This is a genomic window from Parachlamydiales bacterium, assembly GCA_041671045.1.
Lineage (GTDB): Bacteria > Chlamydiota > Chlamydiia > Chlamydiales > JABDDJ01 > JABDDJ01.
Genome location: JBAZCF010000011.1, coordinates 39530 through 61914 on the forward strand (window position 1 = coordinate 39530; position 22385 = coordinate 61914).

General features: G+C 40.6%; 22 protein-coding genes. 11 read left to right on the forward strand and 11 right to left on the reverse strand.

The annotated features are described in order from the left end of the window. Positions 1 to 5: 5 nt before the first annotated feature. Entirely contained in the window at positions 6 to 521 is a 516-nt protein-coding gene (locus WC222_10820) for a CPBP family intramembrane glutamic endopeptidase (protein MFA6916879.1), read from the forward strand. 5 nt (positions 522 to 526) lie between these two features. On the opposite strand, the gene thiL is transcribed toward WC222_10820, so the two are convergent. Together thiL and thiE are read right to left on the reverse strand one after the other, a co-directional pair. After that, positions 527 to 1519: a thiamine-phosphate kinase gene (gene thiL, locus WC222_10825; protein MFA6916880.1), complete on the reverse strand. Its 993-nt coding sequence runs from the start codon at positions 1517 to 1519 to the stop codon at positions 527 to 529. After that, positions 1497 to 2147, reverse strand: coding sequence for a thiamine phosphate synthase (thiE, locus tag WC222_10830; GenBank protein MFA6916881.1), 651 nt, complete (start codon positions 2145 to 2147; stop codon positions 1497 to 1499). The genes thiL and thiE overlap by 23 nt, the downstream gene beginning before the upstream one ends. A 60-nt stretch (positions 2148 to 2207) precedes the next feature. On the opposite strand from thiE, the gene WC222_10835 reads away from it, so the two are divergent. Continuing rightward, entirely contained in the window at positions 2208 to 2603 is a 396-nt protein-coding gene (locus WC222_10835) for an HIT family protein (GenBank protein ID MFA6916882.1), read from the forward strand. Positions 2604 to 2640: 37 nt separating this feature from the next. Then, positions 2641 to 3231: a DNA-3-methyladenine glycosylase I gene (locus WC222_10840; protein MFA6916883.1), complete on the forward strand. Its 591-nt coding sequence runs from the start codon at positions 2641 to 2643 to the stop codon at positions 3229 to 3231. A gap of 174 nt (positions 3232 to 3405) precedes the next feature. On the opposite strand, the gene WC222_10845 is transcribed toward WC222_10840, so the two are convergent. Beyond that, entirely contained in the window at positions 3406 to 4983 is a 1578-nt protein-coding gene (locus WC222_10845; protein MFA6916884.1) for a Na+/H+ antiporter, read from the reverse strand. A 208-nt stretch (positions 4984 to 5191) separates the two neighbouring features. On the opposite strand from WC222_10845, the gene WC222_10850 reads away from it, so the two are divergent. Then, positions 5192 to 6781 carry an ABC-F family ATP-binding cassette domain-containing protein gene (locus tag WC222_10850; protein ID MFA6916885.1) on the forward strand — a complete coding sequence of 530 codons (1590 nt, stop codon included), beginning with the start codon at positions 5192 to 5194 and terminating at the stop codon, positions 6779 to 6781. Here WC222_10850 and WC222_10855 read toward each other — a convergent pair. Next, complete coding sequence (locus WC222_10855; protein MFA6916886.1) at positions 6773 to 6961, reverse strand: hypothetical protein; 189 nt, start codon at positions 6959 to 6961, stop codon at positions 6773 to 6775. The genes WC222_10850 and WC222_10855 overlap by 9 nt on opposite strands. Beyond that, complete coding sequence (locus tag WC222_10860) at positions 6955 to 7800, reverse strand: hypothetical protein (protein ID MFA6916887.1); 846 nt, start codon at positions 7798 to 7800, stop codon at positions 6955 to 6957. Before WC222_10860 ends, WC222_10855 begins: the two co-directional genes overlap by 7 nt. A gap of 213 nt (positions 7801 to 8013) precedes the next feature. Between WC222_10860 and WC222_10865 the strand changes: the two genes are divergently transcribed. Then, positions 8014 to 8616, forward strand: a complete 603-nt coding sequence (locus WC222_10865) for a hypothetical protein (GenBank protein ID MFA6916888.1) — start codon at positions 8014 to 8016, stop codon at positions 8614 to 8616. 31 nt (positions 8617 to 8647) lie between these two features. Continuing rightward, positions 8648 to 9868: a cation:proton antiporter gene (locus tag WC222_10870; protein MFA6916889.1), complete on the forward strand. Its 1221-nt coding sequence runs from the start codon at positions 8648 to 8650 to the stop codon at positions 9866 to 9868. On the opposite strand, the gene WC222_10875 is transcribed toward WC222_10870, so the two are convergent. Beyond that, the gene (locus tag WC222_10875; protein ID MFA6916890.1) at positions 9850 to 10731 is read right to left on the reverse strand and encodes a phosphoglycerate mutase family protein; all 882 of its coding nucleotides are present in this window, start codon (positions 10729 to 10731) and stop codon (positions 9850 to 9852) included. The two genes, WC222_10870 and WC222_10875, sit on opposite strands and share 19 nt — an antisense overlap. A gap of 111 nt (positions 10732 to 10842) precedes the next feature. Between WC222_10875 and argR the strand changes: the two genes are divergently transcribed. After that, positions 10843 to 11310, forward strand: a complete 468-nt coding sequence (gene argR, locus WC222_10880; GenBank protein ID MFA6916891.1) for an arginine repressor — start codon at positions 10843 to 10845, stop codon at positions 11308 to 11310. Between the two features lie 72 nt (positions 11311 to 11382). Next, entirely contained in the window at positions 11383 to 12783 is a 1401-nt protein-coding gene (locus tag WC222_10885; GenBank protein MFA6916892.1) for an APC family permease, read from the forward strand. A 37-nt stretch (positions 12784 to 12820) separates the two neighbouring features. On the opposite strand, the gene WC222_10890 is transcribed toward WC222_10885, so the two are convergent. The 5 genes from WC222_10890 to WC222_10910 form a co-directional block, all read right to left on the reverse strand. Continuing rightward, positions 12821 to 14509: an arylsulfatase gene (locus WC222_10890; protein MFA6916893.1), complete on the reverse strand. Its 1689-nt coding sequence runs from the start codon at positions 14507 to 14509 to the stop codon at positions 12821 to 12823. 175 nt (positions 14510 to 14684) lie between these two features. Next, positions 14685 to 15764, reverse strand: a complete 1080-nt coding sequence (locus WC222_10895) for a formylglycine-generating enzyme family protein (GenBank protein MFA6916894.1) — start codon at positions 15762 to 15764, stop codon at positions 14685 to 14687. Between the two features lie 9 nt (positions 15765 to 15773). Continuing rightward, positions 15774 to 16280: an SRPBCC domain-containing protein gene (locus WC222_10900; protein MFA6916895.1), complete on the reverse strand. Its 507-nt coding sequence runs from the start codon at positions 16278 to 16280 to the stop codon at positions 15774 to 15776. 71 nt (positions 16281 to 16351) lie between these two features. Continuing rightward, positions 16352 to 18490 carry a hypothetical protein gene (locus tag WC222_10905; protein ID MFA6916896.1) on the reverse strand — a complete coding sequence of 713 codons (2139 nt, stop codon included), beginning with the start codon at positions 18488 to 18490 and terminating at the stop codon, positions 16352 to 16354. 69 nt (positions 18491 to 18559) lie between these two features. Then, positions 18560 to 19444, reverse strand: a complete 885-nt coding sequence (locus WC222_10910; GenBank protein ID MFA6916897.1) for an ArgP/LysG family DNA-binding transcriptional regulator — start codon at positions 19442 to 19444, stop codon at positions 18560 to 18562. Positions 19445 to 19544: 100 nt separating this feature from the next. Between WC222_10910 and WC222_10915 the strand changes: the two genes are divergently transcribed. The 3 genes from WC222_10915 to WC222_10925 all read left to right on the forward strand — a co-directional run bounded on the left by WC222_10915 (position 19545) and on the right by WC222_10925 (position 22341). Then, positions 19545 to 20159 (forward strand): LysE/ArgO family amino acid transporter, encoded by a 615-nt coding sequence (locus tag WC222_10915; GenBank protein MFA6916898.1) that lies wholly within the window; start codon positions 19545 to 19547, stop codon positions 20157 to 20159. A 222-nt stretch (positions 20160 to 20381) separates the two neighbouring features. Next, positions 20382 to 21449 (forward strand): hypothetical protein, encoded by a 1068-nt coding sequence (locus WC222_10920; protein ID MFA6916899.1) that lies wholly within the window; start codon positions 20382 to 20384, stop codon positions 21447 to 21449. Positions 21450 to 21594: 145 nt separating this feature from the next. Next, positions 21595 to 22341: a DUF72 domain-containing protein gene (locus WC222_10925; protein ID MFA6916900.1), complete on the forward strand. Its 747-nt coding sequence runs from the start codon at positions 21595 to 21597 to the stop codon at positions 22339 to 22341. Positions 22342 to 22385 lie beyond the last annotated feature (44 nt).

Sequence of the window (22385 nt, forward strand, 5' to 3'; positions counted from 1 at the left end):
TTGGCATGAGTGCTTATTTAATACCTAAGACAGATTTAAAACCTTTCCATCTAAAAGGGGTCCTGCTGTCTGTTTCTATAGGCATCATTGCCGGAATTCTAGTTTTATTTTTAAATAAATTTTGGAGCTATCCAGTTCCACATCTTGGAACTGCTCCTCCTGCTTGGGCAGGCGCTTTGGCATCCCTTTATGGTGCCTTCAATGAGGAAGTGTCATTAAGGCTCTTCCTATTTAGCGCTATGTACTTGCTCTTGCAGAAAATTAAGATTGCCAAAGGAGCGGCGCTGTGGATTGCCAATATTCTTGTGGCTATTGCATTTGGAATGGGGCACCTACCTTTAGCATCTCAGCTAAGTCCTCTTTCTCGGGAAGTTGTTACCAGAATTCTTGTGCTAAATGGGATCCCGGGTTTGGCATTTGGATGGCTTTATTGGTCAAGGGGAATATATAGTGCTATCTTAGCTCATTTTACTGCTGATATCCTATTGCACGTCCTTCCCCCACTGTTTCATTTTTTATAATGTTTTCATTCGAAGTGATTGAATGGATAGTATTTTAAAGGGAGCACTTCCCCTTTCTTAAGATAAGTGAGTTTTTGTGAATTCGTGATACGGCCAATCTCGTATAGGGGAGAATCGAATTCCATTTGGAATAGGTATTGTATTTCAGGAAATGCATCCGAATCAATCGTGAGAAGTAGGCAATAGTCCTCACCGCCAGTTAGCGCTAGCTTTAAAGGATCCCATTGATGTGCATAACAGGCTTCACAAAGATCTTTTGAAAGGGGGATTTTTGTAGTTTCAATATCCGCACCCTTTTGAGAGCCCTTCATAAGGCGTTTTAAGTCCTGATCGAGACCATCTGAAAGGTCCATCATCGCATGTACGAACTTTATACCGCCTAACCATGTCCCTTGTTCAAGGTTAGGTGTGGGATTGAAATGAGCTTGTATGAGTTTTTGAATATTATTATTTAGTGAAGTATGCTGTTTCAATGCTAATAAGCCTCCTCCCGAATCTCCTAGAGGCGCTGTAACGCAAATGACATCATTCAATTGTGCTTGATGACGGTATTTCACATTCTCAACAGGAGCTGTACCTAATAATGTAAGATTTATTAGGATGTCCCTTAGGGACCCTACAGTATCTCCTCCTAACAGTTGGATCTGCCATTTAGTGCAGGCTCTTTTTATTCCTTGTATTAGCTCTTGTACCCAATGCGCATCTGTCTCTTTAGGCAGTGCTAGCGTTAAAAATGCATATTGCGGCAATCCCCCCATTGCGGAAATATCACTCACATTGACTGCTATGGCTTTATAGCCCAGTTGGGAAGGGAGGATCTGATCCCTTAGAAAGTGAATGCCTTCGCTTAATGCGTCGGTGGTAATAAGGCAAGCGTTACCTTCCTTATCTGGGATGACAGCGCAGTCATCGCCTATGCCGGTAATGGGGCTTTGGGCAGGAAACTGTTCTTTAAGAAAATTAACAAAATTTTCCTCACCCCATTCTTTGAGCTGCATATTCTTCCATTTTGTTGATAAGTACTTGAGAAGTTTCTTTTGGGCAGGGAGCATTAAGGATGGCTGATATAACAGCAATACCTGATACACCGCAGTCCATGACTTTGTCTACATTGATGTGGTTAATTCCGCCGATGGCAAAAACAGGGTGGGAGGAAAGTGCACAGAGTTTTCTTAACCCCACCAATCCCCAAGGATGCGCGCAATCTATTTTAGTTTGGGTTGCAAAGATAGGGCTGGCCGCGATGTAGTTCACCGGGAAATTTTGTGCTGTATGCGCTTGCTCCATATTCTCAATAGACAATCCTATTAATGCATCATTACCTAGAATAGCCCGTGCAGCAATCGTAGAAAGATCGGATTGTCCCAAATGAACGCCATCTGCTTCGATTTCATAAGCGATATCCACCCTATCATTGATAATGAGAGGAACTTTTAGAGGACGTAAAACTTGTAACAGTTTTTTGCCTAGAGCTTTCAATTCAAGCGAAGAGAGATTTTTCTCACGTAATTGCACGATATTAACACCTCCTTCCACAGCGAGGAGTATGTTTTTTATGAATTCGTCTTCGGTCTGGGTACCTTGGTGTGCCACTAGATATAATTGATGATCTATTATTTTTTTCATGGTTACGCTGAAATTAAAAGTTATTATATCTTTTATAAATATTCAGGTCAGAGGCCAATCATGAATGAAGGTAAAACTCCTTGTATCTTTTGTCAAATAGCGCAATTAGAACGAGAAGCTGTGATAGTGAGGGAATTTGAGCATTGTTTTGTTCTGAAGGATCAGTTTCCTGTCTCCAAAGGACATCTGCTTATTATTCCTTATGAGCATACCGAAACTTGGTTTACAGCGAGTGAAGAAGTCCGCGTGGATATTATGGAAGCCCTTAAAAGCATGAAAGAATTTCTCGACAACGAATACCATCCGGACGGGTATAATATGGGAGCAAATTGCGGTGAAGCTGCGGGACAAACAGTGATGCATTTGCATGTGCATTTGATTCCGCGTTATAAGGGAGATATGGCAGACCCTAGGGGCGGCGTGCGCGGAGTTATCCCTTCCAAACAAAAGTATTGAGATCTACCCGAAGAATACCTAACTACAAATGAATATTATGACAGAACCTAAAAACAAAATGATGCGATGTTTTGGCGGCCAACCGGGCAAAGAATTTTATGCGGAGTATCATGACCATGAGTGGGGAGTTCCCGTACATGATGATAGGCATCTTTTTGAAATGCTTATATTAGAAGGTGTGCAAGCAGGATTAAGTTGGGGAATCGTCTTAAAGAAACGTCCTGCGTTTAGGAAAGCCTTCCATCGATTCAATCCTGCTAAAGTTGCGGCAATGACTGATGAGGAGCTGGAAGAACAGTTGTTGAATCCCGAGATTATTCGGAACCGGTTGAAGATTTTTGCAGCGCGTAAAAATGCGCTTGTATTTTTAAAGATCCAGCAGGAATTTGGATCTTTTGATCGCTATGTATGGGGGTTTGTCAATGGAAAACCCATTGATAACGCAAGGAAAACTTTTAAGGATGTTCCTATTACTACAAAAGAAAGTGATGTTTTATCAAAAGACCTTAAAAAACGTGGGATGACTTTTGTGGGGTCTACGATTATCTATTCCTTCATGCAGGCTGTAGGATTGGTGAATGACCATCTAGAGATGTGCCATTGCCGTAAAACAAACTTTCACAAGTGACCGGATTTTTTTATTAGACTTCTTTCGAAATTCGCTTAGGTTGAGAAAATTGATGATTTTGCGCAGATTTTTCGGCAAATTTTGAGAGCATATGTAATCATATGGTCGAAAAATTTGCCGATAAATATGTTAAAAATGGCAATTTTAACAATCAAATGGAATTTCGAAAGAAGTCTACTTGAGAATTCCGCGTGCAATATGCACTTCCACTAGGTCCAACTCGTTTTCCAAATGCGTCAGGAGATTGTCATCAATTTCTCGTTTTTCCCATAATGCAATGAGTTCTTTGCGTTGTGCTTGAATAACCTTTAGCCTCGTTTCTTCCAGATTTTGTTTTTTGTTATCTTCCTTATGGGAGATCGCCAGAGCTTGGTGATGCGAAATAAAGTAGTTGTTTAGGAATTCAAATTCTTTTGAATCAATAGTTTTAGAATGCAGGAACTGATTTAACTTTTCTTGTGCCAATTCAACCAAATGCTTCCTAATTTTATTTTCATCGATGGCTTCGGTCATAGAACGGATCTTTAACTTCTGAATTATATAGGGAAGAGTCAGTCCGGGAATGAGCAAGGAAAGAAGGATGACACTGAATGTAATAAATATCACTTCATTGCGCCCTGCCAATGGCTCTCCATTGGAAAGAGTGAAAGGTAGAGCGATGGCGACAGCTAGGGACACAATCCCCCGCATCCCGGACCATCCAATAAGGGCTGCTTCCCGCATACATTTGGAATTCAGGGCTTTTGTCCGTGTAGTATAAAGTCCTTTAGCGCAGCTTATCCCTGCCATAGCATAGGCCCAAAGCATTCGGATTGCAATCGTAGCAATTGTAATGATCACAGCATAACCAAAATAAGTTGCCATTTGATAAATGGTCATCATGCTGACAATAGACCTTAACTGCAAACCTATGAGGATAAATACAAAGCAGTTAAGTAAGATCGTAAAAATATCCCACGTAGCATATCCCAACACACGCCTTAAGGATGAATGATGTTTTAATAACATCCTGGAACCAATCAATCCATTCACTACTACAGCCAATACTCCTGAAACATTTAATACGCTGGCTATGATGTATGTAACGTAGGGTATAGTAAAAGATAAAACAACTCCTAGAACAGGCTCCAGATACTTATTTGAAAAGGTATGCACTATCAGACCGATAATAGCACCTACTCCGATACCCCCTGCAACGATTTGGATGAATTGCACGACTCCTTCGGACAAGGAAAATGAACCATAAAACAGGGCTATTACCGCAAGTTTATATAGAACGAGAGCTGAGGCGTCATTGACAAGGCTTTCCCCTTCCAGAATAGATATTAAACGCGAATTGATGGCAAAGCGCTTAAGGATCGTTGTGGCTGCTACTGCATCGGGGGGAGAAATAATAGCCCCAAAGGCAAAGGCAAGCGCCCAGGAGTAATCAGGAAACATCCATTTAAAGAGAAGGGCCATTACGACCGTTGTGCATATGACAAGTCCGAGAGCGAGGGAAAAGATTTCCTGCCAGTTCTTCTGAAATTCCTTAAAAGCTGTCCCGAATGCTGCATAGTAGAGGATGGGGGGCAGGACGATCAGAAGGATGATCTCGGGATTGAAAGTAACTGTAGATAGCCCCGGAAAAAAGCTAATGATGGCTCCGCCAACGACTAAAGCAATCGGATAAGGGATGTGCATTTTCTGCGCTATCCCTACAAGAAGGACAGCAGCAAAAAGAAGAATAAATATGGGTTGTAAACCTTCCATTGTCCGATAGTTTTTTCAGATACAGATAACAATTATATGTACTTAGGAAAAGGTTTTTTTACACTTGCGCTTTCACCACCTTATTTAAATACTTTATTGCTAATCAATTAAATAATTGATATAGTACACTTATCTTAAACAAAGGTAAGTACCCATGAAAAAATAAGTTTGATTCCTTTTCCTTTAATTCTTAATCAGGAACAAACTTATGTCGCGGTTACTTATACAAATTTCTTCCATTACAAAATCTTTTAGCCCTTTTTATTTATTTGAAGGGATTTCTTTGTCCATCCATGAAAGTGATGTTTTTGCCTTGATTGGTGAAAATGGATCAGGGAAAACAACCTTACTGCAAATATTGACGGGCCAGGTGATGCCTGATTCTGGTGGGATTCAAAAGGTACAGGATCTATCTATGGGATATCTATCTCAAGAAGTCAGCTTTGAAAATCCTAATTCCACCCTTAGAGAATATCTAGAAGAAGGTAAGCTTAAACAACTTGAGCAGGCTATGGCTGAAACCCTTGAAAGATCTGAAGGTTTAGACACTTGGGCAGATCTGCATGAAGAGTTTGAAAGGTTGGGAGGTTATCGACGTTTTCCAATTGAGAAAGCTTTGCAGGGTCTTAAAATCGAAGCTATCCATTTAGAAGCTCCTTTGGCTAGCTTAAGCAATGGCCAAAAAGTCAAAGCTGTGTTAGCTAAGATATTAATAGAAAATCCCTCTTTACTTTTACTTGACGAGCCGACAAATCACTTAGATGCGGACTCTATTAAATGGCTAAAGAATCACTTACGCCAGCGTTCAGGTGCTACAGTCATTGTTTCGCATGACAGGAGATTCTTAAACCAAACGTGTAATCACACTATAGAGATCTCTCAAGGGAAGCTTACAAACTATGGGGGAAGCTATGATTATTATTTGCTGGAAAAAGAAAAGCAATTGCAAAAGCAGATAAAAGCCTTTTGGGCGCAGGAAGAAGAGCTTACAGAGCTTAGGCAAAAAATCAAAAGCATGACCTTCTCAAAAAAGAAAGCAGTCCAGGCCACGGATAGGAATATTATGGCCTATGACCGTCGGGGCGAAACGCATCAGAAATCACAACAGCGCGCTCTAGACGTATTAAAAGAACGCGTGGTAGAAATTGAAAGTAATTTATTGTCCCATCCTATGCCTAAAACAATAAAAGGATTGAGATTTGAACCTATTCCCCTTCTGTCTGCTGTAGCTATAGAATGTGATAATATTAGCAAAGCTTTTGGTGATAAAAAAGTATTCTCCCGTTTACGACATAGATTATGTAAAGGGGATCGCATCATTGTCAGGGGAAATAATGGAAGCGGTAAAACCACTTTGCTACGTTGTATTCTTGGTCTTTTAGATATTGACGAAGGCAATATCCGTAATGCACCTTCAGTAAGGGTCTCCTATTTAGATCAAGATGTGAAAGGAATTCCCTTGAATCAAACACCGGTCAAGTATTTTGAGGAGCGTTTTAATCTTTCCGAAGAAGGCCTGCGCAGGGAATTGCATAAAGCAGCATTAGGTGGAGCAGATCTTATTCGTAGAGAATTTTCCACCCTTAGTATAGGCCAGCGTAAAAGAATGCTGTTGTTATCGTTAATTTTGGAAAAACCCAATGTCCTTCTATTAGATGAGCCTACTAATCATTTAGATTTGCAAACTTTAGAGGCTTTAGAGAAAGCCTTGCTCACATTTGAAGGTGCGATTTTAGCAGTTTCACACGACCTAACATTTATTGAAAAAATTGGAATGGATTTTTGGGAATTAGGATGAAGGAGTGCGCTTGAAAAATGAGGTTATTTTGTTATGAATCCAAGATGCAGTGGAGGGTTTGTCATCTAGAATAATCATATGTTCGAAATCATCTATGATAGGCTCTACAAAACTAAAATCGATTTCATTTTCGGGCGGTTCATGAATAGATTCCGATGGTTTAACTCCTATGATCACCATATTAAAATTCTCGTCCGGTTTTTTGAAAATCGTTTTAAGATAGCTATCCAGGGCTTGGATAGATTCGAAACTGCGGAGGGAAGCGCCTTTATCCTCTCCATTATATTTTCTGCCATGTGAGTCAAATAATACGGGCTTTCCCTCTTCAGGAAAAAAACGGCTATGGTTTCAGCGTTGCAGGTGATCACACCTGCAGCTTTTTGATTTTGTGTAGTGGCAACCTTATCTAATGTGGTGAGTTGTTTATGAAAGCCCTCTTTGACAACACCCGGTAACTGGTTATGCAGCGGGTCTTGCTTCATCATGTCAATATACCAATCTTCAAAACCATCATAATTGTCGGGTTGAAGGGCAATTAAAGAAGAATTATCCTGCCCGTTGTTAGAAATCACATCATCAAAGAATATTGTCCCTTCGAATCCCCTACTTTTATAGTCTTCTATTCCGTTGCGCATAATATTGTTCATGTCTTCTTCAGAGGAAATGGGCCTTCCAGAAAAATAATGAATCAAGGCTTTCTGACAAATGACAGCACAGGCATTTTTGCCATAGACTGCATCAATTTTTCCTTGCGAATTTTCGCAAACAATATCTTTAGAAGAAGGGATTATTTTTTCTTTTAACTCCAAACGAATATGACTGAATCTTTTATCAATTAATTTTATGACAGCATTTTTTTCATCTATACTCGCTGTATTACTTATAATAATTTGAGAAAGTTTTTCTACAATTGAGTTGATTTCATTTTGGGGACCATTAGATTCTAATAACCTATTTAGATCAGCAGCTAATACATTAATTTGAATATTATTTAAAATTGAGCGATTTATATCAGTCATCCAACCTCAAATCCTACAATACCATATATTTATATTACAAATAATTTATTTAAATTATCAATTATTAATTTACATAAAAACTAACAATATAAAATATTCGTCAAATATACAAATACAACTAAAAAATATTGTAAATTTCGATTAAATTAACTACTTTTCTAATTATTCTGCTTAAGATAAGATGTCTCGTTAGATTTCACCTTGGATAAAACTATGACAATTCCAGCCATCGGAAAAAGTATTATTGATCAGTCAGTACTTTTATTAAATCGTCCTTTTGTCAAAGATAGTGTCAAAAAAATCGCAGGATCATTTACTTTTGCTTTCGGTTTGCTTGAACTCTATGATATTTACCAGATTCTCAAGGGTCGCCCAGTAGTATCGGAAGTATCGCCTACTGCACCCCGTTGGGTTCAAATCTCTCATAAAGTGATCATTGTTTCCGCAAAAGTCTCTTTAGTTTTAAGTGCAGGAGTATCGCGCCCTGGAGTGTATCTTATTTCGACCTTAGCTGGGAGCGTATTTTCTACTGAGCAGCTAACCCGATATTTTGGCACCAACACGATCTTTGCAGTTAATCCCTGGCATCCTCGGCATGTTGCGAGTATTGCTGCAGTTATTTTAGCAGCGCCCGCATTTGTTCAAAGTGTGTACAAGGGTTTCTTATGGTTATCTCATTCAGTTCAACAACCCTCGGATACAGCATCCAATGGCTGGATGGATGATATAAAAGTCAGAACGATGTCGCTCTTTAATATTATTTTTAGTAGGCCGGTATTGCATATGGGAAATGCTGCCCTACTTCGTCCTGTATAGAAAATAGTTTTTACGGTATAAACCTAAACTTATGGAAGCACATACATTTCTTATTCAGTTGGTCTTGATACTTGTCTCTGCTCGTTTAGTGGGCGAGTTGGCGGCCTATTTCAATATACCTTCCGTCATTGGTGAATTGGCAGCAGGAATTATCATTGGCCCCAGTTTGTTCGGGTGGGTGGAGATATCTGAACCCATCCATTTGTTGGCGCAGATAGGCATTATTCTATTACTTTTCGAGGTAGGTCTTGAAACAGATATCGGAAAGTTAACCTCTTCGGGGGGCAAGGCTCTTTCAGTTGCTATGATGGGAGTCGTCGTTCCTTTTGTACTAGGCTATCTAATTAGCTCTTACGTCTTTGGTCTGTCACTTATTGCGAGTTTACTTGTGGGTAGTACGTTAACTGCCACGAGCATAGGCATAACGTTGCGTGTCTTGAGAGATCTTAAGAAGCACACAACGCGTGAAGCACAGATCATTTTAGGCGCTGCGGTGATTGATGATATCATTGGGATAGTGCTACTTTCGATGCTGTATGAATTTTCTGTGAGTGGAGAAGTGAATTTCTTGAATGCAGGCAAGGTGATGATCTTAATCCTGTTATTCTTCGTTATCTCTCCTATTGCAGCGAAGGTCGTCTCACAGACAATCAAAAGCTGGAACGATCGTAGTGAAATTCCTGGATTGCTTCCAACGATGATCGTGGCCCTTATCTTGTTGTTTTCCTGGATAGCCTATGGCTTGGGCGCGCCTGAATTGTTGGGCGGTTTTGCTGCAGGGCTTGCTTTATCCAAGATGTTTTACTTCCCTTTTGGAAAGTATTTTGAGGTTTCAGAAGAGTTCAGCCATAAAGTTGAAGAGCAGATGAAGCCTATTGTCCATCTATTTACACCTATTTTCTTTGTCTCTATTGGTTTGTCATTAAACCTGAGAGATGTGGAATGGTCTTCATTTTTCATTTGGACCTTGACAGGGTCTTTATTGGTAGCAGCGGTCATAGGAAAATTACTCTCTGGCTTTGCGTTAAGAAAAGAAAAGCTGCTCTCCAAACTTATCATTGGTACAGCGATGATTCCGCGCGGGGAAGTAGGGCTTATCTTTGCAAATATTGGACTAACAACCGGTGTGCTGCAAAATGAGGGATATACTGCTTTGATACTCGTTATTGTTTTTACGACACTCTTAGCGCCGTTTACGCTACGATGGCTTTATAGTCGGCAGATTGCCAAGCCTCAGGAGCGGAATTTATAGCCAATGACTTTGACAAGTTCGACTCGGTCGGGGAATACATCCAGAATGAGGACGCTCCCATTGGTATTTTCAATATGGCTTTCTTCAATATCCACATTGTATTTACGGGCACATTCAGCCATAAAGAGTGTTTTCATGCTGATGGCATGGCTTACTACTAGGATATATTTTTGAGCGTGCTGAGTGGTATGGATTGTCTGCTGAAAGAAAGTGTGCATCCTTCTAAATATGTCGATGAGCGGTTCTTCTTCGGCATCTTGCGGATCCCATTTTGTTACAAATTTTTCTAGGAAAGTCTCTAGTTTAGAAATACGTTCAGCAGCCTCTTTCTCTGCGGTTAGAAAAGCTGAATCTTTCTTTGTGCCCTCATATTTGCCGCTATTTCGTTCGGACAATAAGGTGTCAATATTCAAAGGTAAGTATGCTTGGTTCACTCCCCTTAACAAAATATGGGCTGTTTCTTGCGCTCGCAGGGAGGGTGAGCTGAAAACAGAGGAGAAGTTCCATTGCTCAGATTTTTGCTCTTTCCGGATATGTTGAGCTCTTATGCTAGCCTGTTCGATCCCCTCTTCGGTGAGGTTAATCAAGTGTTCTTCACCATTTTCCCAGTAGAAATCCCTTTGTCCGGCGCAATACCGGTATTTATTGGCAGTGGAGTTTCCATGTCGAACAATATAAAAACGGGTTGCTAGTGCTTGTTTAGGAGAATATTTTTGATTGATTTGCTCTAAAATAGAATTAAAACGTTCACTGTTCTGAACCGATTCTAATTTCTGCTCAAAATAAAGTATGTATTCATCTATTAAAGATGCATTTAGATTAAAAAAACAAAACAAAAACAGAATCGATAACAATTTTTTCATAAAAACATTATATCAGCTTTATTAAAATAATTCAATTTTATGATGATCCCTAAGACTTTTAATTATTTCGTCTTGCAGGCATGATGACCTGCCAAAGAGGTTATAGTTATCATGAATGAAAAAAGCACTCAGGATTCTCATTTACTTATCGAAGCATTAAGAGCGCTCCTTCTCAACCGAGAGGCCAATACGCAAGAGCAGATTTGCGCAGCTTTGGAAAAAGAGGGCTTTGAAGTCAACCAGTCAAAAGTCTCCAGGTTATTAAGAAAAGTGGGTGCAATCAAAGTGGAAAATGCCAAAGGACAGACAGTCTATTCTCTGCCGAGAGAGCCAGCGCCCCCTTCTTTGAACACACCTATGCATAGTTTAGTCTTAGGGGTGGATTGTAATGAGTCTATGATCGTGATTTTGACCAGTCCGGGATGCGCATCTATGGTTGCTAGAGTGCTTGAATATGCGCACTTTATTTCAGAGATATTAGGGACTGTGGCGGGAGATGATACGATATTTGTAGCACCGCGCTCTACGAAGCTAACCCAAAAGTTAGCAGACGAGATCAAGCGCTTTGTGGGCATATAAATATTCACTCTTATTGCATAAATATTCAATTTGTGTTAGTATCATTGGTAAAAACCAACCAATGTTAACTTCATGGGAAAAAAAATATCTTTAGCTTCGCTTGTCATCCTCATCATAGCGTCGATCGACAGTGTGCGAAATCTACCTGCAGCGGCTTTATTTGGAAGTTCGCTCATCTTCTTTTTTGTTTTTGCTGCGCTTGTTTTCCTTGTCCCTACCTCTCTGGTAGCGGCGGAACTCTCGGCGACTTTCCCTGAAAAGGGCGGTGTATATCACTGGGTCAATAAAGCCTTTGGAAAGAAAATGGCGATGGCTGCCATTTGGCTGCAATGGATCAATACGATGGTCTGGTATCCTACAATGTTATCATTCATTGCAGGAACCCTAGCTTATTTAATCGATCCCGCCTTGGCAGAGAATAAAACGTATCTAATCTCTTGCATTCTGATCACCTTTTGGAGTTTGACCTTGGTCAATCTGAAGGGTATCCATGTGTCTGCGCTTATCAACAATATCTGCTGCATTATCGGAACTATGGTTCCTATGGTTTTGCTGATTATATTGGGTGGCGTGTGGGTGTTCAGCGGCCAGCCGCTGCAAATCAGCTTGACTACAGAGAATATTATACCGCCGCTAGCGCAGACGACTAGCTGGATCTCGCTAATTGCCATCATGGCATCCTTTTTAGGTATGGAGTTGTCAGGAGTGCATGTGAATGACATTCATAACCCGCAAAAGAATTTTCCAAAAGCTGTATTGCTGGCCTGTTTGTTTATTTTTATGACAATGATGCTAGGTTCTCTGGCTATTGCTTTTGTCATGCCTGAGCAGGATATCAATCTGATTGCAGGTGTAATGCAGATGTTTGAAAGCTTTTTCAAAGTATTCGGTTTAGAAGCGCTGATGCCGGTATTGACATTGCTTGTTGTGGTAGGGTCTATAGGGATGATGATCAACTGGCTGATCTCGCCCGCTAAAGGTTTGCTGCATGCTGCGGAGTTTGGATTTCTACCGCCCTTTTTCTCGCATAAGAATAAAGCCGGCGTAGCATCGCGTATCTTACTTGCACAGGCTGTATTAGTGACATGTTTTTGCTTGATATTCCTTCTTGAACCTAGTGTAAATGGTTTCTACTGGTTTTTAACTGCTCTTAGCACTGAACTCTATATGATCATGTATGTTCTGATGTTTTTAGCCGGTTTGAGATTGCATTACAAATATGTTGATAGGCCTAAAGTCTTTAAGATCCCTGGAAACGGATGGGGTATTTGGACTGTTTCTTTGTTAGGTATGTTTGGATGTATCACGACGATTATCGTCAGCTTCTTCCCGCCTGATAATGTGGATATTGAAAGTCCTATGCGTTATGTAAAGATGATTGTGTCCGGAAATGTGTTGGCGTTGAGCCCGCTGTTGCTGTTCTTCTATTATCAAAAGAGGAAAAGCACTCAGCTTACACAAAAAGTGCTCTAATAAGAATAGGACGGCGGTAAAACCGCCGTCCTAGGTATTATTTTTTCAGTTGTGATGAAGGTTCCAACAATAACATCAGTCTTCTTAGTTCCTGAGGGTTATTTGCCGCTTCAATGAGTTGGACAGCAGAGCCTCCGACCGGTAAAGTGGGTCTATTAGGATATTTCGCCAAACTCATAAAATATTTGGTTAATTCCGGTTGTGCCAGAACAAGGATCCAGCCGTGGTCAGAGCCTGAGAATCGACCTGGCGATGTTCTTAGATCACCACGTGTAGGCGCTGCGCCATTGAAAGTCATATCATATTGCTCTGCCGGATCCCACCACAAGTTATACAGCGCAGGGAAATCCAAGTTGAGGTTAGGCCCTAGCCAAGTATCTTTAGCTGTATACAGCAATTTAAAGTTGTCAATGCGGATCCCCCCGAAGGCAAGGTCATTGATATAGATAAAGGTATTACGATTCGAAGGTCCCTTTCCTAAGAGGTAATCACTGTTGTCCAGACCATCAAAGACAATATCCTTTCCGTCATTATCTTTCCAAATTTGTGTGGGTGGAGTGCCGCCGGCTAATTTAACAAAAGTGGGCCACCAGTCCATATGTGACATCATTTCGTTAGCTACTGAGCCCGGTTTAATTTTTCCTGGCCACCAAGCGATTGCGGGGACGCGGAAACCGCCTTCAAAGCTGGTTCCTTTCATACCGCGGAAAGGTGTATAACCGGCATCGGGCCATGCATCGATCCAGGCACCATTGTCTGTTGTCCAAACAACGATTGTATTTTCGCTGATCCCTGCATCGCGGATAGCTTGGATAACTTGACCGGAGTTATCGTCAAGTTCCATGAGCGAGTCCAGGTAGTTACCGCCGCCTTTTGATTTACCTTTAAAGCGTGGTGACGGGTTGTTAGGATTGTGTACTTTCATAAAACATACATACAAGAAGAAGGGGTCGGCATCCTCAGAGTGTTTTTTGATGTAGTTGACGACATCTTCGCGTATTATATCATCTGCGGTGGCAAGGTCTTCATAATTAAATTTTTTCTTCATTCTAACGGGTTCTTCGCCGGCTTTTCCTGCCCATTGGCTAAGGTCTACTTGGTTCCAGTGCTTCATGAAGTTTTCATTGTGTACTGGAAAATCGGGTTGCAGCGGAAGGTAATCATAGGCATATACTCCGGCATAATATGGGAGCATATATTTCATTTCGTCGAAGCCGTGAGCGGTAGGGAAATTCTCGGGTTGGTCACCGAGGTGCCATTTACCCCATTGTGCAGTATTGTAGCCTAATTTTTTTAGCGCTTCTGCGATAGTGGGATCTTCTTTATGTAATCCGTTTAGATCTCCCGGCGCTAATACTGTGGAAAGGCCGGTGCGAAGAGGGATGCGTCCCGTGATAAAGGAAGCGCGGCCCGCGGTGCAGCTTGCCTGGCCGTAGTAGTTGGTGAAGCGGAGACCTTCTGCGGCGAGTTGGTCAAGGTGAGGTGTTTGGCAGCCTCTAGTTTCGCCGCCCCCGTAGCAGCCTAGGTCACCCCAGCCTACATCGTCGGTCATGATGAAGACAATATTAGGTTTTCTATCTTTTTTGGAATTATCGGTGTTGATAGCATTACTATTTTTGTTTTGAGAAGTCTCTTTATTTTGTGCGTCTTGGGCTTGGATCAGATGATATGAGCAGAAGAAAGTTAAAATGAAGAGAAGCTTAATATGGAACATATAAGGTCGCATAGCACTCCTTCAGTTGATGTAAAGTCTTATATATAAGAACTTTGAGTTAATAAACTTGAACGATCCCTAAAAATATGGTTTTACCACAAAAAGCTCTTAATAAGCTGTTATTTTTAAAATAAATACTTAAACAACACTGAGTTCGACTTAAAATAATGCGGATGGAAATAAGCTATTATTGTTTATCCTCTTTCTCTTTTTTCATGCATCCTGCCTGAACACACCTGAATCCTAGATGGTTAAGGCTTGTATCAGGGCAGGTTTTCATGCGTGCAGAGATGCGGTATCCTTTACAGTAACTATCGTGGCATAGGAAGGATCCCCCACGGTGTACGTATTTAATTGCATAGGGTTCTTCAGGATCGAAACTTGTTTTAGAACCTGTAGGGTTAACAGAGAGCTCATTTTTAGCTTGATCGCGATAATAACTTGCATGGTAGAGGTCGGAGCACCACTGCCAAGCATTGCCTGACATGTCATAGAGTCCATAAGGATTGGGTTTGAAAGTCTTAACAGCGGTAGTCCCGAAATATCCATCCGCTTTGGTACTTTTATGCGGGAATTCTCCCTGCCATATATTTGCCTGGGGATTTTCTTGGGTGAACTCTTCATTTCCCCATACGTACTTGTTATCTTTGGTGCCGCCTAATGCAGCAAATTCCCATTCAGCTTCTGTGGGAAGGCGTTTTCCGGCCCATTTGGCATATTCATTCACGTCGTACCAGGACACTTGTACAACGGGGTGATCTTCCTTTCCCTCGATTGTACTTTTGGGGCCTTTAGGATGCTTCCAGTCTGCCCCGGGAACCCAGGCCCACCAGGCGCGGTTGCTCCGTAAAGAAACAGGCCCTTGAGGTGGTGTAAATACAAGAGAAGCAGCTACAAGAAGTTCCGGAGCGGGAGGAGGTGTTCCTGGAGGAACTTGTGCCATGATCTCTTCTAGTGTAGGGGCTTTTTCAGCTGTAGTGATGTAACCAGTAGCATCGACAAAAGCTTGGAATTGCCGGTTTGTAACAGGTGTGGCATCCATCCAAAAACCGTCCACCTTTACTTTATGAGGGGGTTTTTCGTCATTCTTTGCATCTTGGTTATCAGACCCCATTAGAAATTCCCCTCCGGGAATCCATACCATCCCTTCGGGAGAAGGAGAAGTATTAAATCGTTTTGGGAGATTTGAGGAGCAGCAGCATGAACATAAAATCACTTGTGCATGACTTAGAAGTACCAAAAAAAACAAAGTAAGATATTTATGCATTATGTGGGTCTATACCCTCGCTTTTGATAGAAAAGCAGCGAGATTATCTAAGGTTTGGGACCAACCCTCTTCGCAGCCTTGTTTTTTAGCTAAGGCGTCAGAGACTGAATGGTTAATTGTCACTTTGGTTTTTCCCTCGACATTGTCGAATAAAACAGTGATAAGAGTTTCAGCAGGCCATTCAGGATCCATTCCATAGACGGCAGGCTGTACAATATCCCCTTTTTCATCGGAAAATGAATCTGAGAGTACAATGCGAGAAGGTTTTAAGATCTCTTTATAAACACCTATTCCCCAATAATCTTTACCATCGGGAGAGCGCATGCAATAGTGTATTGTTCCGCCGGGGCGGAGATCAATTTTACAGTGCGGTGTGGTAAATCCTTTGGGGCCCCACCATTCACGCATCTGCTTAGGGTTTGTCCATGCCTCAAAAACAACTTCGCGGGGAGCATCAAATATGCGCGAAATAGTGAAAGGACGGGCTGGATTTGGGATGGGGTCTTTTGTTGTCATGGCAAATACTTAAGTTATGAATTTTATATATACTCAATTGAATATATTCATAAATTAAATAGTTTGAAGTTTCAAGAATTATTCTTACCGGGGACGAGCAGCATCCAGGGTTTACTTTTGAATGCGATGCCATAATAAATAGAGGGCAGGTATAGAGAAGGGATTTTATGTTTGTCTTCTGCGTCAAGCGAAGAATAGGTTTGCTCACCTAAATGATTTAGCCTGACTGTGTAAAGTCCCACAGGAGAAGAGAGGTTCTCGACAGTATTTACGCCTTCTTTGATATGAGGATCGGCGACCCACAACAGTGTGTCTTCATTTTCAAAACCTACTCCCACGATATTAAAAGTAAATTTTCCATCATCTATCATCATTGGAGCTGGATTAGTTTTGGCAAAATGTGAGGCAAGCATTTCTTTGAATGCAGAGAAAAGGAGACCCTCTTTTGGAAAGACCTCTTTAGGGGTGTAGCATCTAGGGAGAGCATTTATGAATAATAATTCGGATTCGATACCATAAAAGTGCATTATGAGATGCCCTATAAAAGGTTCCGCCCACCCATTAGAAAGGTCAAACGGAGCAAAAACTTTTGTCTGAGGCAAATTTTTCTGAGGGTATTTATTTTTATAGATTTGGGTTAAGTTTTCTAGGGTGCCAAATAAATGAAAAAGCTCTTTAAGTGACCTCTTAATTTTATAAGCACTTAAACATGTTTGAATGGCACGCCAAGCACACCCCCACTCATAGTCGTTGATCCCTTCGGCATTATACGCGTGATAGATAGCTTTAGAATAGTGGGTAATTTCCTTAGGAGGACTGCTCAATGGTATGGGTAAATTAACCTCATTTGGCTTTAGTTGATCCAGGTGCGGGCGTGCGTAGGTTTTTGCGAATTCTTGATTACTAATAAATTGTGGCAGATTAGCCAACATTTTATCTTTGATTACCGGATCCATAAGGGATTGAAAACATTTCTGAAGTTCCTCGCAAATGTTCTTAAGCTGAGCTTTTTCGGAGCTATTCTTAGAGTGGATTTCAAAACAGAGAGCAAGCTTAAGTAAACATTTTAGAGGAGATTTAATATTAGAAGGGTTGTTTTGCTTTATCCAGCCGACACGCTTCATGAAATAAAAAGTGTTAACAATACGCAACACATAATCATCCCTGGAAGCCTTATTTAATAAGGATTTCTTATCCTCTTTTAAGGAGAAAGCCCCCTTTTCATCAAGCCAGGAGCTTTTCTTTAAAATCCATTCCCCAATAGCTTTCCAATAGATATCAAAAGTAGTTTGTTCTGCTGAATAAGGATTTAAGATGATCTTCTCAAGAAAGTTTTTTAGAAAGTATAGGTTTTTTGAGTTAGGATTATTAGAGTCACATCCAGACCAATGATAGCGCTTTGAGTTATCTCTCTCTAAGATGAGGGTATACCAATGCCCATTATAGCCTATGACAAAACCGTGGGTGAAAGGTCCCTGCTGTTTGAAGACATTAAAAAGATTAGCTGCAAAATCCAGGGTTGTATGGTCTTGACCACCTACAAGCCGATCATCAGAGAGATTAAAAAGGCTTATTGTATTTTGACTATAGAGGGTAGCGATCGTTTTTTTTGTCTCATCCAGTTCGGAAGGATCTTTTTTTGAAAGTTCCATCAAAGCTGTATTGAGCACTGCAATGGATGCATCGCCTTCGTTCCAATTTTCTTTATAGCTTTTTACAAAAACGTGGAAGCTATCGTAGAAGTCCGGGTTATTAAAATCATCCGCTGATATTCCCCCCATTTTGTGAGCAACGGCTACTCCTACTAATGCATTTTTCAAGGCGTGGAATCCACATTCTTCATAACCACCGCTGCGAATGTTTTGGTCTAGCACTTGGATTTGATTAAAGGTTTCAGTAGAAGTATCTTTTTGTAAATCTCGCTGCCAGCCTTTGTGCGCGTTAATTAGCTGAGATTTCCGAGATGTTGTTAATGGATCATACGTCGATGCGGACTCTGATAAGAACAGAGAATATAAGATTTTTTCGGCGATGGAAATTATTTGTCCAATGCCAGGTATAATTTCTAGGGCTGTTAAGATAGCATGGACAATGCGTCCATCTAAGTTCCCGGTCCAACATTTTTGATAGTGGCCCAGGCAGTTACCCCACAATAAAGCATTAGACCACGTATAATCTTCCGGATTTAAGGTGTAATCATTAAAACTCATAACAACCAAAAAAATAAAAAACTTATTATAATTAACTTACAAAAATAAAACAATAAGAATAAGATTCGATTAAAAAGACAGCATAGTTTTCACATAGTGAATAATCTCTAGATTAATTTTTCTATAGTATGTGGAATCAATATCCCATAAGTGCCAGTAAAGTGGTACAGACCAAAGCTTATCTTTTTCCAGATGTATTAATAGATTGTTTTTTAGCTCGCACTCTATATCAATCCTCGGAATAAGACCGTAGCCATAACCTTGCATAGAGTATTTTTTAAATCCTCTTACTGAAGGGACAACATTAAAACTTAATTCTGCTCCATTAATGCCAAAGAATTTTTCGAGATACCTTTCATGCATTTTATCATTGGAATCGAATTTGATTGCCGGAGCTGAAAGCAGGCTTTTTTGTATTGGATGATTAGAAAAATGTTTTTTTGCAAAGCCGGGTGAACAAACAAGAAAGTAGTCCATATGTCCCAAAAATACAGCTTTGGATCCTGGAAGTTCTTTAGATGATGTAGAAAGGCATGCGGAAACTATCCCCTTCTTAAAATAGTCTAAAGTAAGCTCTTGATCATCAGCAATAATTTCCAGCAATATATTTTCAAAGATATGTTTTTGATCTAAAAAGTCCTGAAACCAGGTTTCCAAGCTATCCCGATTGATTGCTATGGAAATGCGAGGTCTGACTTCTACTGGGTTAAGATCTTGCTGCAGGGTATCTTCTAAGAGCTGAAGCTGTTTAAAGTGACCAATGAGGCGTTCTCCGAGCGGTGTAGGTTTGTAAGGGAGGGTCCTAATTAGGGCAGGTTCTCCGTAGAAAGACTCCAGATTTTTTATGCGTTGAGATACTGCAGATTGAGTGATATGCAATTTTTTTGAGGCTGCTTCAAAACTTTGCAGTTCTTGAACGGTGTAAAGCGCTTCAATCCCTTTATAATCCAGCATAACTGCCTCATAAGTTTTTCTAATGATACATGATTTTTATTAATTTTACTTATGATTATTTATCACTTATTCTGATAGCTACTTTCAGAAGAGGTTTTGTATGGGGATTTTACTGGCATTGATAAAAGGCTTTAGCACTAGTTGCGGTCTAATTATAGCTATAGGAGCTCAAAATGCTTTTGTTATCAAGCAAGGCTTAAAAGGAGAGCACTTGCTACTTACAGCATTGTTGTGTTCAGTAATAGATGCTTTTTTAATCACTTTTGGAGTAGTGGGGTTTGGGCAATATATCCATGACTATCCCTTATTTCTCACTATGACCAAATATTTGGCTGTTGCCTTTCTTGTATTTTATGGGATCGCATCGATGAGATCCGCATTTAAAAAGCATTCACTAGCGTGCGGCTTAGAAGAACACATCCAATCCTCTGTTAAAAGGACTACGGTATCTTTATTGGCATTAAGTTTATTAAATCCGCATGTCTATTTAGACACTGTGATTTTGTTAGGAAGTATTGCCTCTCAGCAGCCCTTGGACGAACAGATATTCTTTGCCTTTGGAGCAATCAGTGCTTCCTTTGTTTGGTTTTTTACTATTACTTTTGGAGCAAGGCTGATTTCGCCCTTATTGCAAAAATCATCTGCTTGGAGGATTATTGATTCTGCAATAGCTTTTATGATGTGGGGAATTGCAGTGACCCTTTTAGTACATTAGACTTCTTTCGAAAGAAGTTTAATATTGCGCAGTAGGATGATTGCCTAAGTTATCGTTTACCTTTACAAAATAAAATCAAATCAATATAGCCAAGGTAAGGCTGCATTTGCACCTTACAACATCCTCGAGGTGAATTTTACAAATTTATCTCAGCACACGTATTTATTCCGCAAAACTCAATTTGGCATTGTAATTTCTCCTCTTCTCACTTTAGGAGGTTTTATGGCATCCAATAAAAAAACGAATAGTTCACAACAATCAAGAACGTCTTCCAGCAATAATACAGGACGTATGAGCAGAGAAGAAGCCGGACGTAAAGGTGCGGAAGCTCGCTGGGGTAAAAGCTATGAAAATCATGCACGTCAAAGCAGCAAATCACCACAAAGTGGAGATCGTTCGCTAGCAAGACGTAGCGAAACAAACACTCTCTGGGATAACTATGGAAACCAGGAGAGCTTTGGCAGAAGAGGTTCTCAAGATGACAGGTTTGCACCAAGAAGCAGAGAAGCACCTGATAGCTTAAGTCGTTACGAAGCTGGCCGTCGCGGAGCTGAGGCGCGCTTAGGCAGCAGGAGTTCACAAGATAATTTAAACCGTTCTGAAGAATATCGACGTGGAACGGAACCTCGTAGAGCACCCAACAAAGACTATAGTAGAGGCGGGCAAACTCCTGCAAGAAGCAATTCTAGACATCAAGAAGCAGAAAGACGTGGTCCGAGTGATCGTGGAAATAGCTATAACGAAAATTATGGCTATGAGCAATTTGGCCGTGAAAGCAATAGATCTTCGCATGTGCGCGGAAATCGTGAAGATATAAGCAGAGGCGCTGACTCACATCGAGGAAGCATTTACTATCCTTATGAAAAAGATCGTTATGACCGCCATGGCAACCATCCTTCCCATAGTCGTGGGCGTGAAGATGCTATGAGAGGAAGAGAATTAAATCGTTATCATCCCAATGATGATGTGAATGATCTTCCACACTATGAAAGCTATAGTGAAAGGTCTCATCCCGGACAAGGATATGGAGAGGCCGCAAAACGAGAGTATGAAGAGCGTTGGGGGATTGACTATGATAACCAACGTGAAATGAGAGGGCGTCCTTTTCATCCAGGCTATGAAATAGAGGATGAGTTTGAATTGGATGAGATAGAAGAAAGAAACGACCCTATCGAGTCTAGATATCATCATGAAGAAGACGATGAAGAAGACGTTGACCTCTATGAAGGATATTCTAGGAATGATGAAGAAGAGTCTGAATCCAGAAGATATTCTAGAAGCCGGCATTAATAGATCTATCACGATAGGGAATTGAACAATTCCCTATCCCTTTACTAAGCCTAATTCCGAGATATTGAATTTTGATGAAGCGACAAGCACCGGTCCATAGGTATATCGATGAACTGCTTTAACAAGAATGAAATTGAGACCGCGTATGCCAAAAAATACCAAACAGAAACCTTTAATCCATATTGGTACTTCGGGGTGGTCTTATGCTCATTGGAAGGAAATCTTTTTTCCTGAGGGTTTAAAGACTGGCGAATGGCTTAACTTTTATGCTGAAGCCTTTCCTACAGTGGAGATCAATTCGACTTTCTATAGGACTCCAAGCATTTCTACTTTTCATAATTGGTATGATCAGGTTCCCGATAACTTTCTTTTCTCGCTTAAAATAAACCGCTACATCACGCATTTGAAAAGGCTTAAAGACTGCAGAGAAAGTTTGGATTACTTTTATAAAAATGTGGAGGTGTTAAAGCCAAAGGTAGGCCCTATCCTTTTCCAATTACCCCCGACATTTCATAAAAATTCTGAGAGGTTTACTGAGTTTTTGAGTTGGCTCCACCCTGATTATAGGTATGTGTTTGAATTCAGGCATGAATCATGGTTTGTGGAAGAGGTGTATGAACTTTTAGCTCAAAAACAGATCGGATTATGCATTACGGATTTAACCGGAAGCTTAACTCCTGAAGTGCTTACTACAGATTTTACTTATTTACGATTGCACGGTCCAAAGAAAGCGTATCAAGGTTCTTATGGAAAAGAGGGCCTTAGGGAGTGGCAAAAAAGGATTATGAATTGGTCGAAAGAGGCATCGGTGTTTTGTTACTTTGATAATGATGAGAAGGGTTATGCCATTCAGGACGCTAGATCCTTAACGGACATGTTTCGTTCCAAATAAGCAAAAAAGTTCTTGAAATCCTTATCCCCAAAATATGTATATAG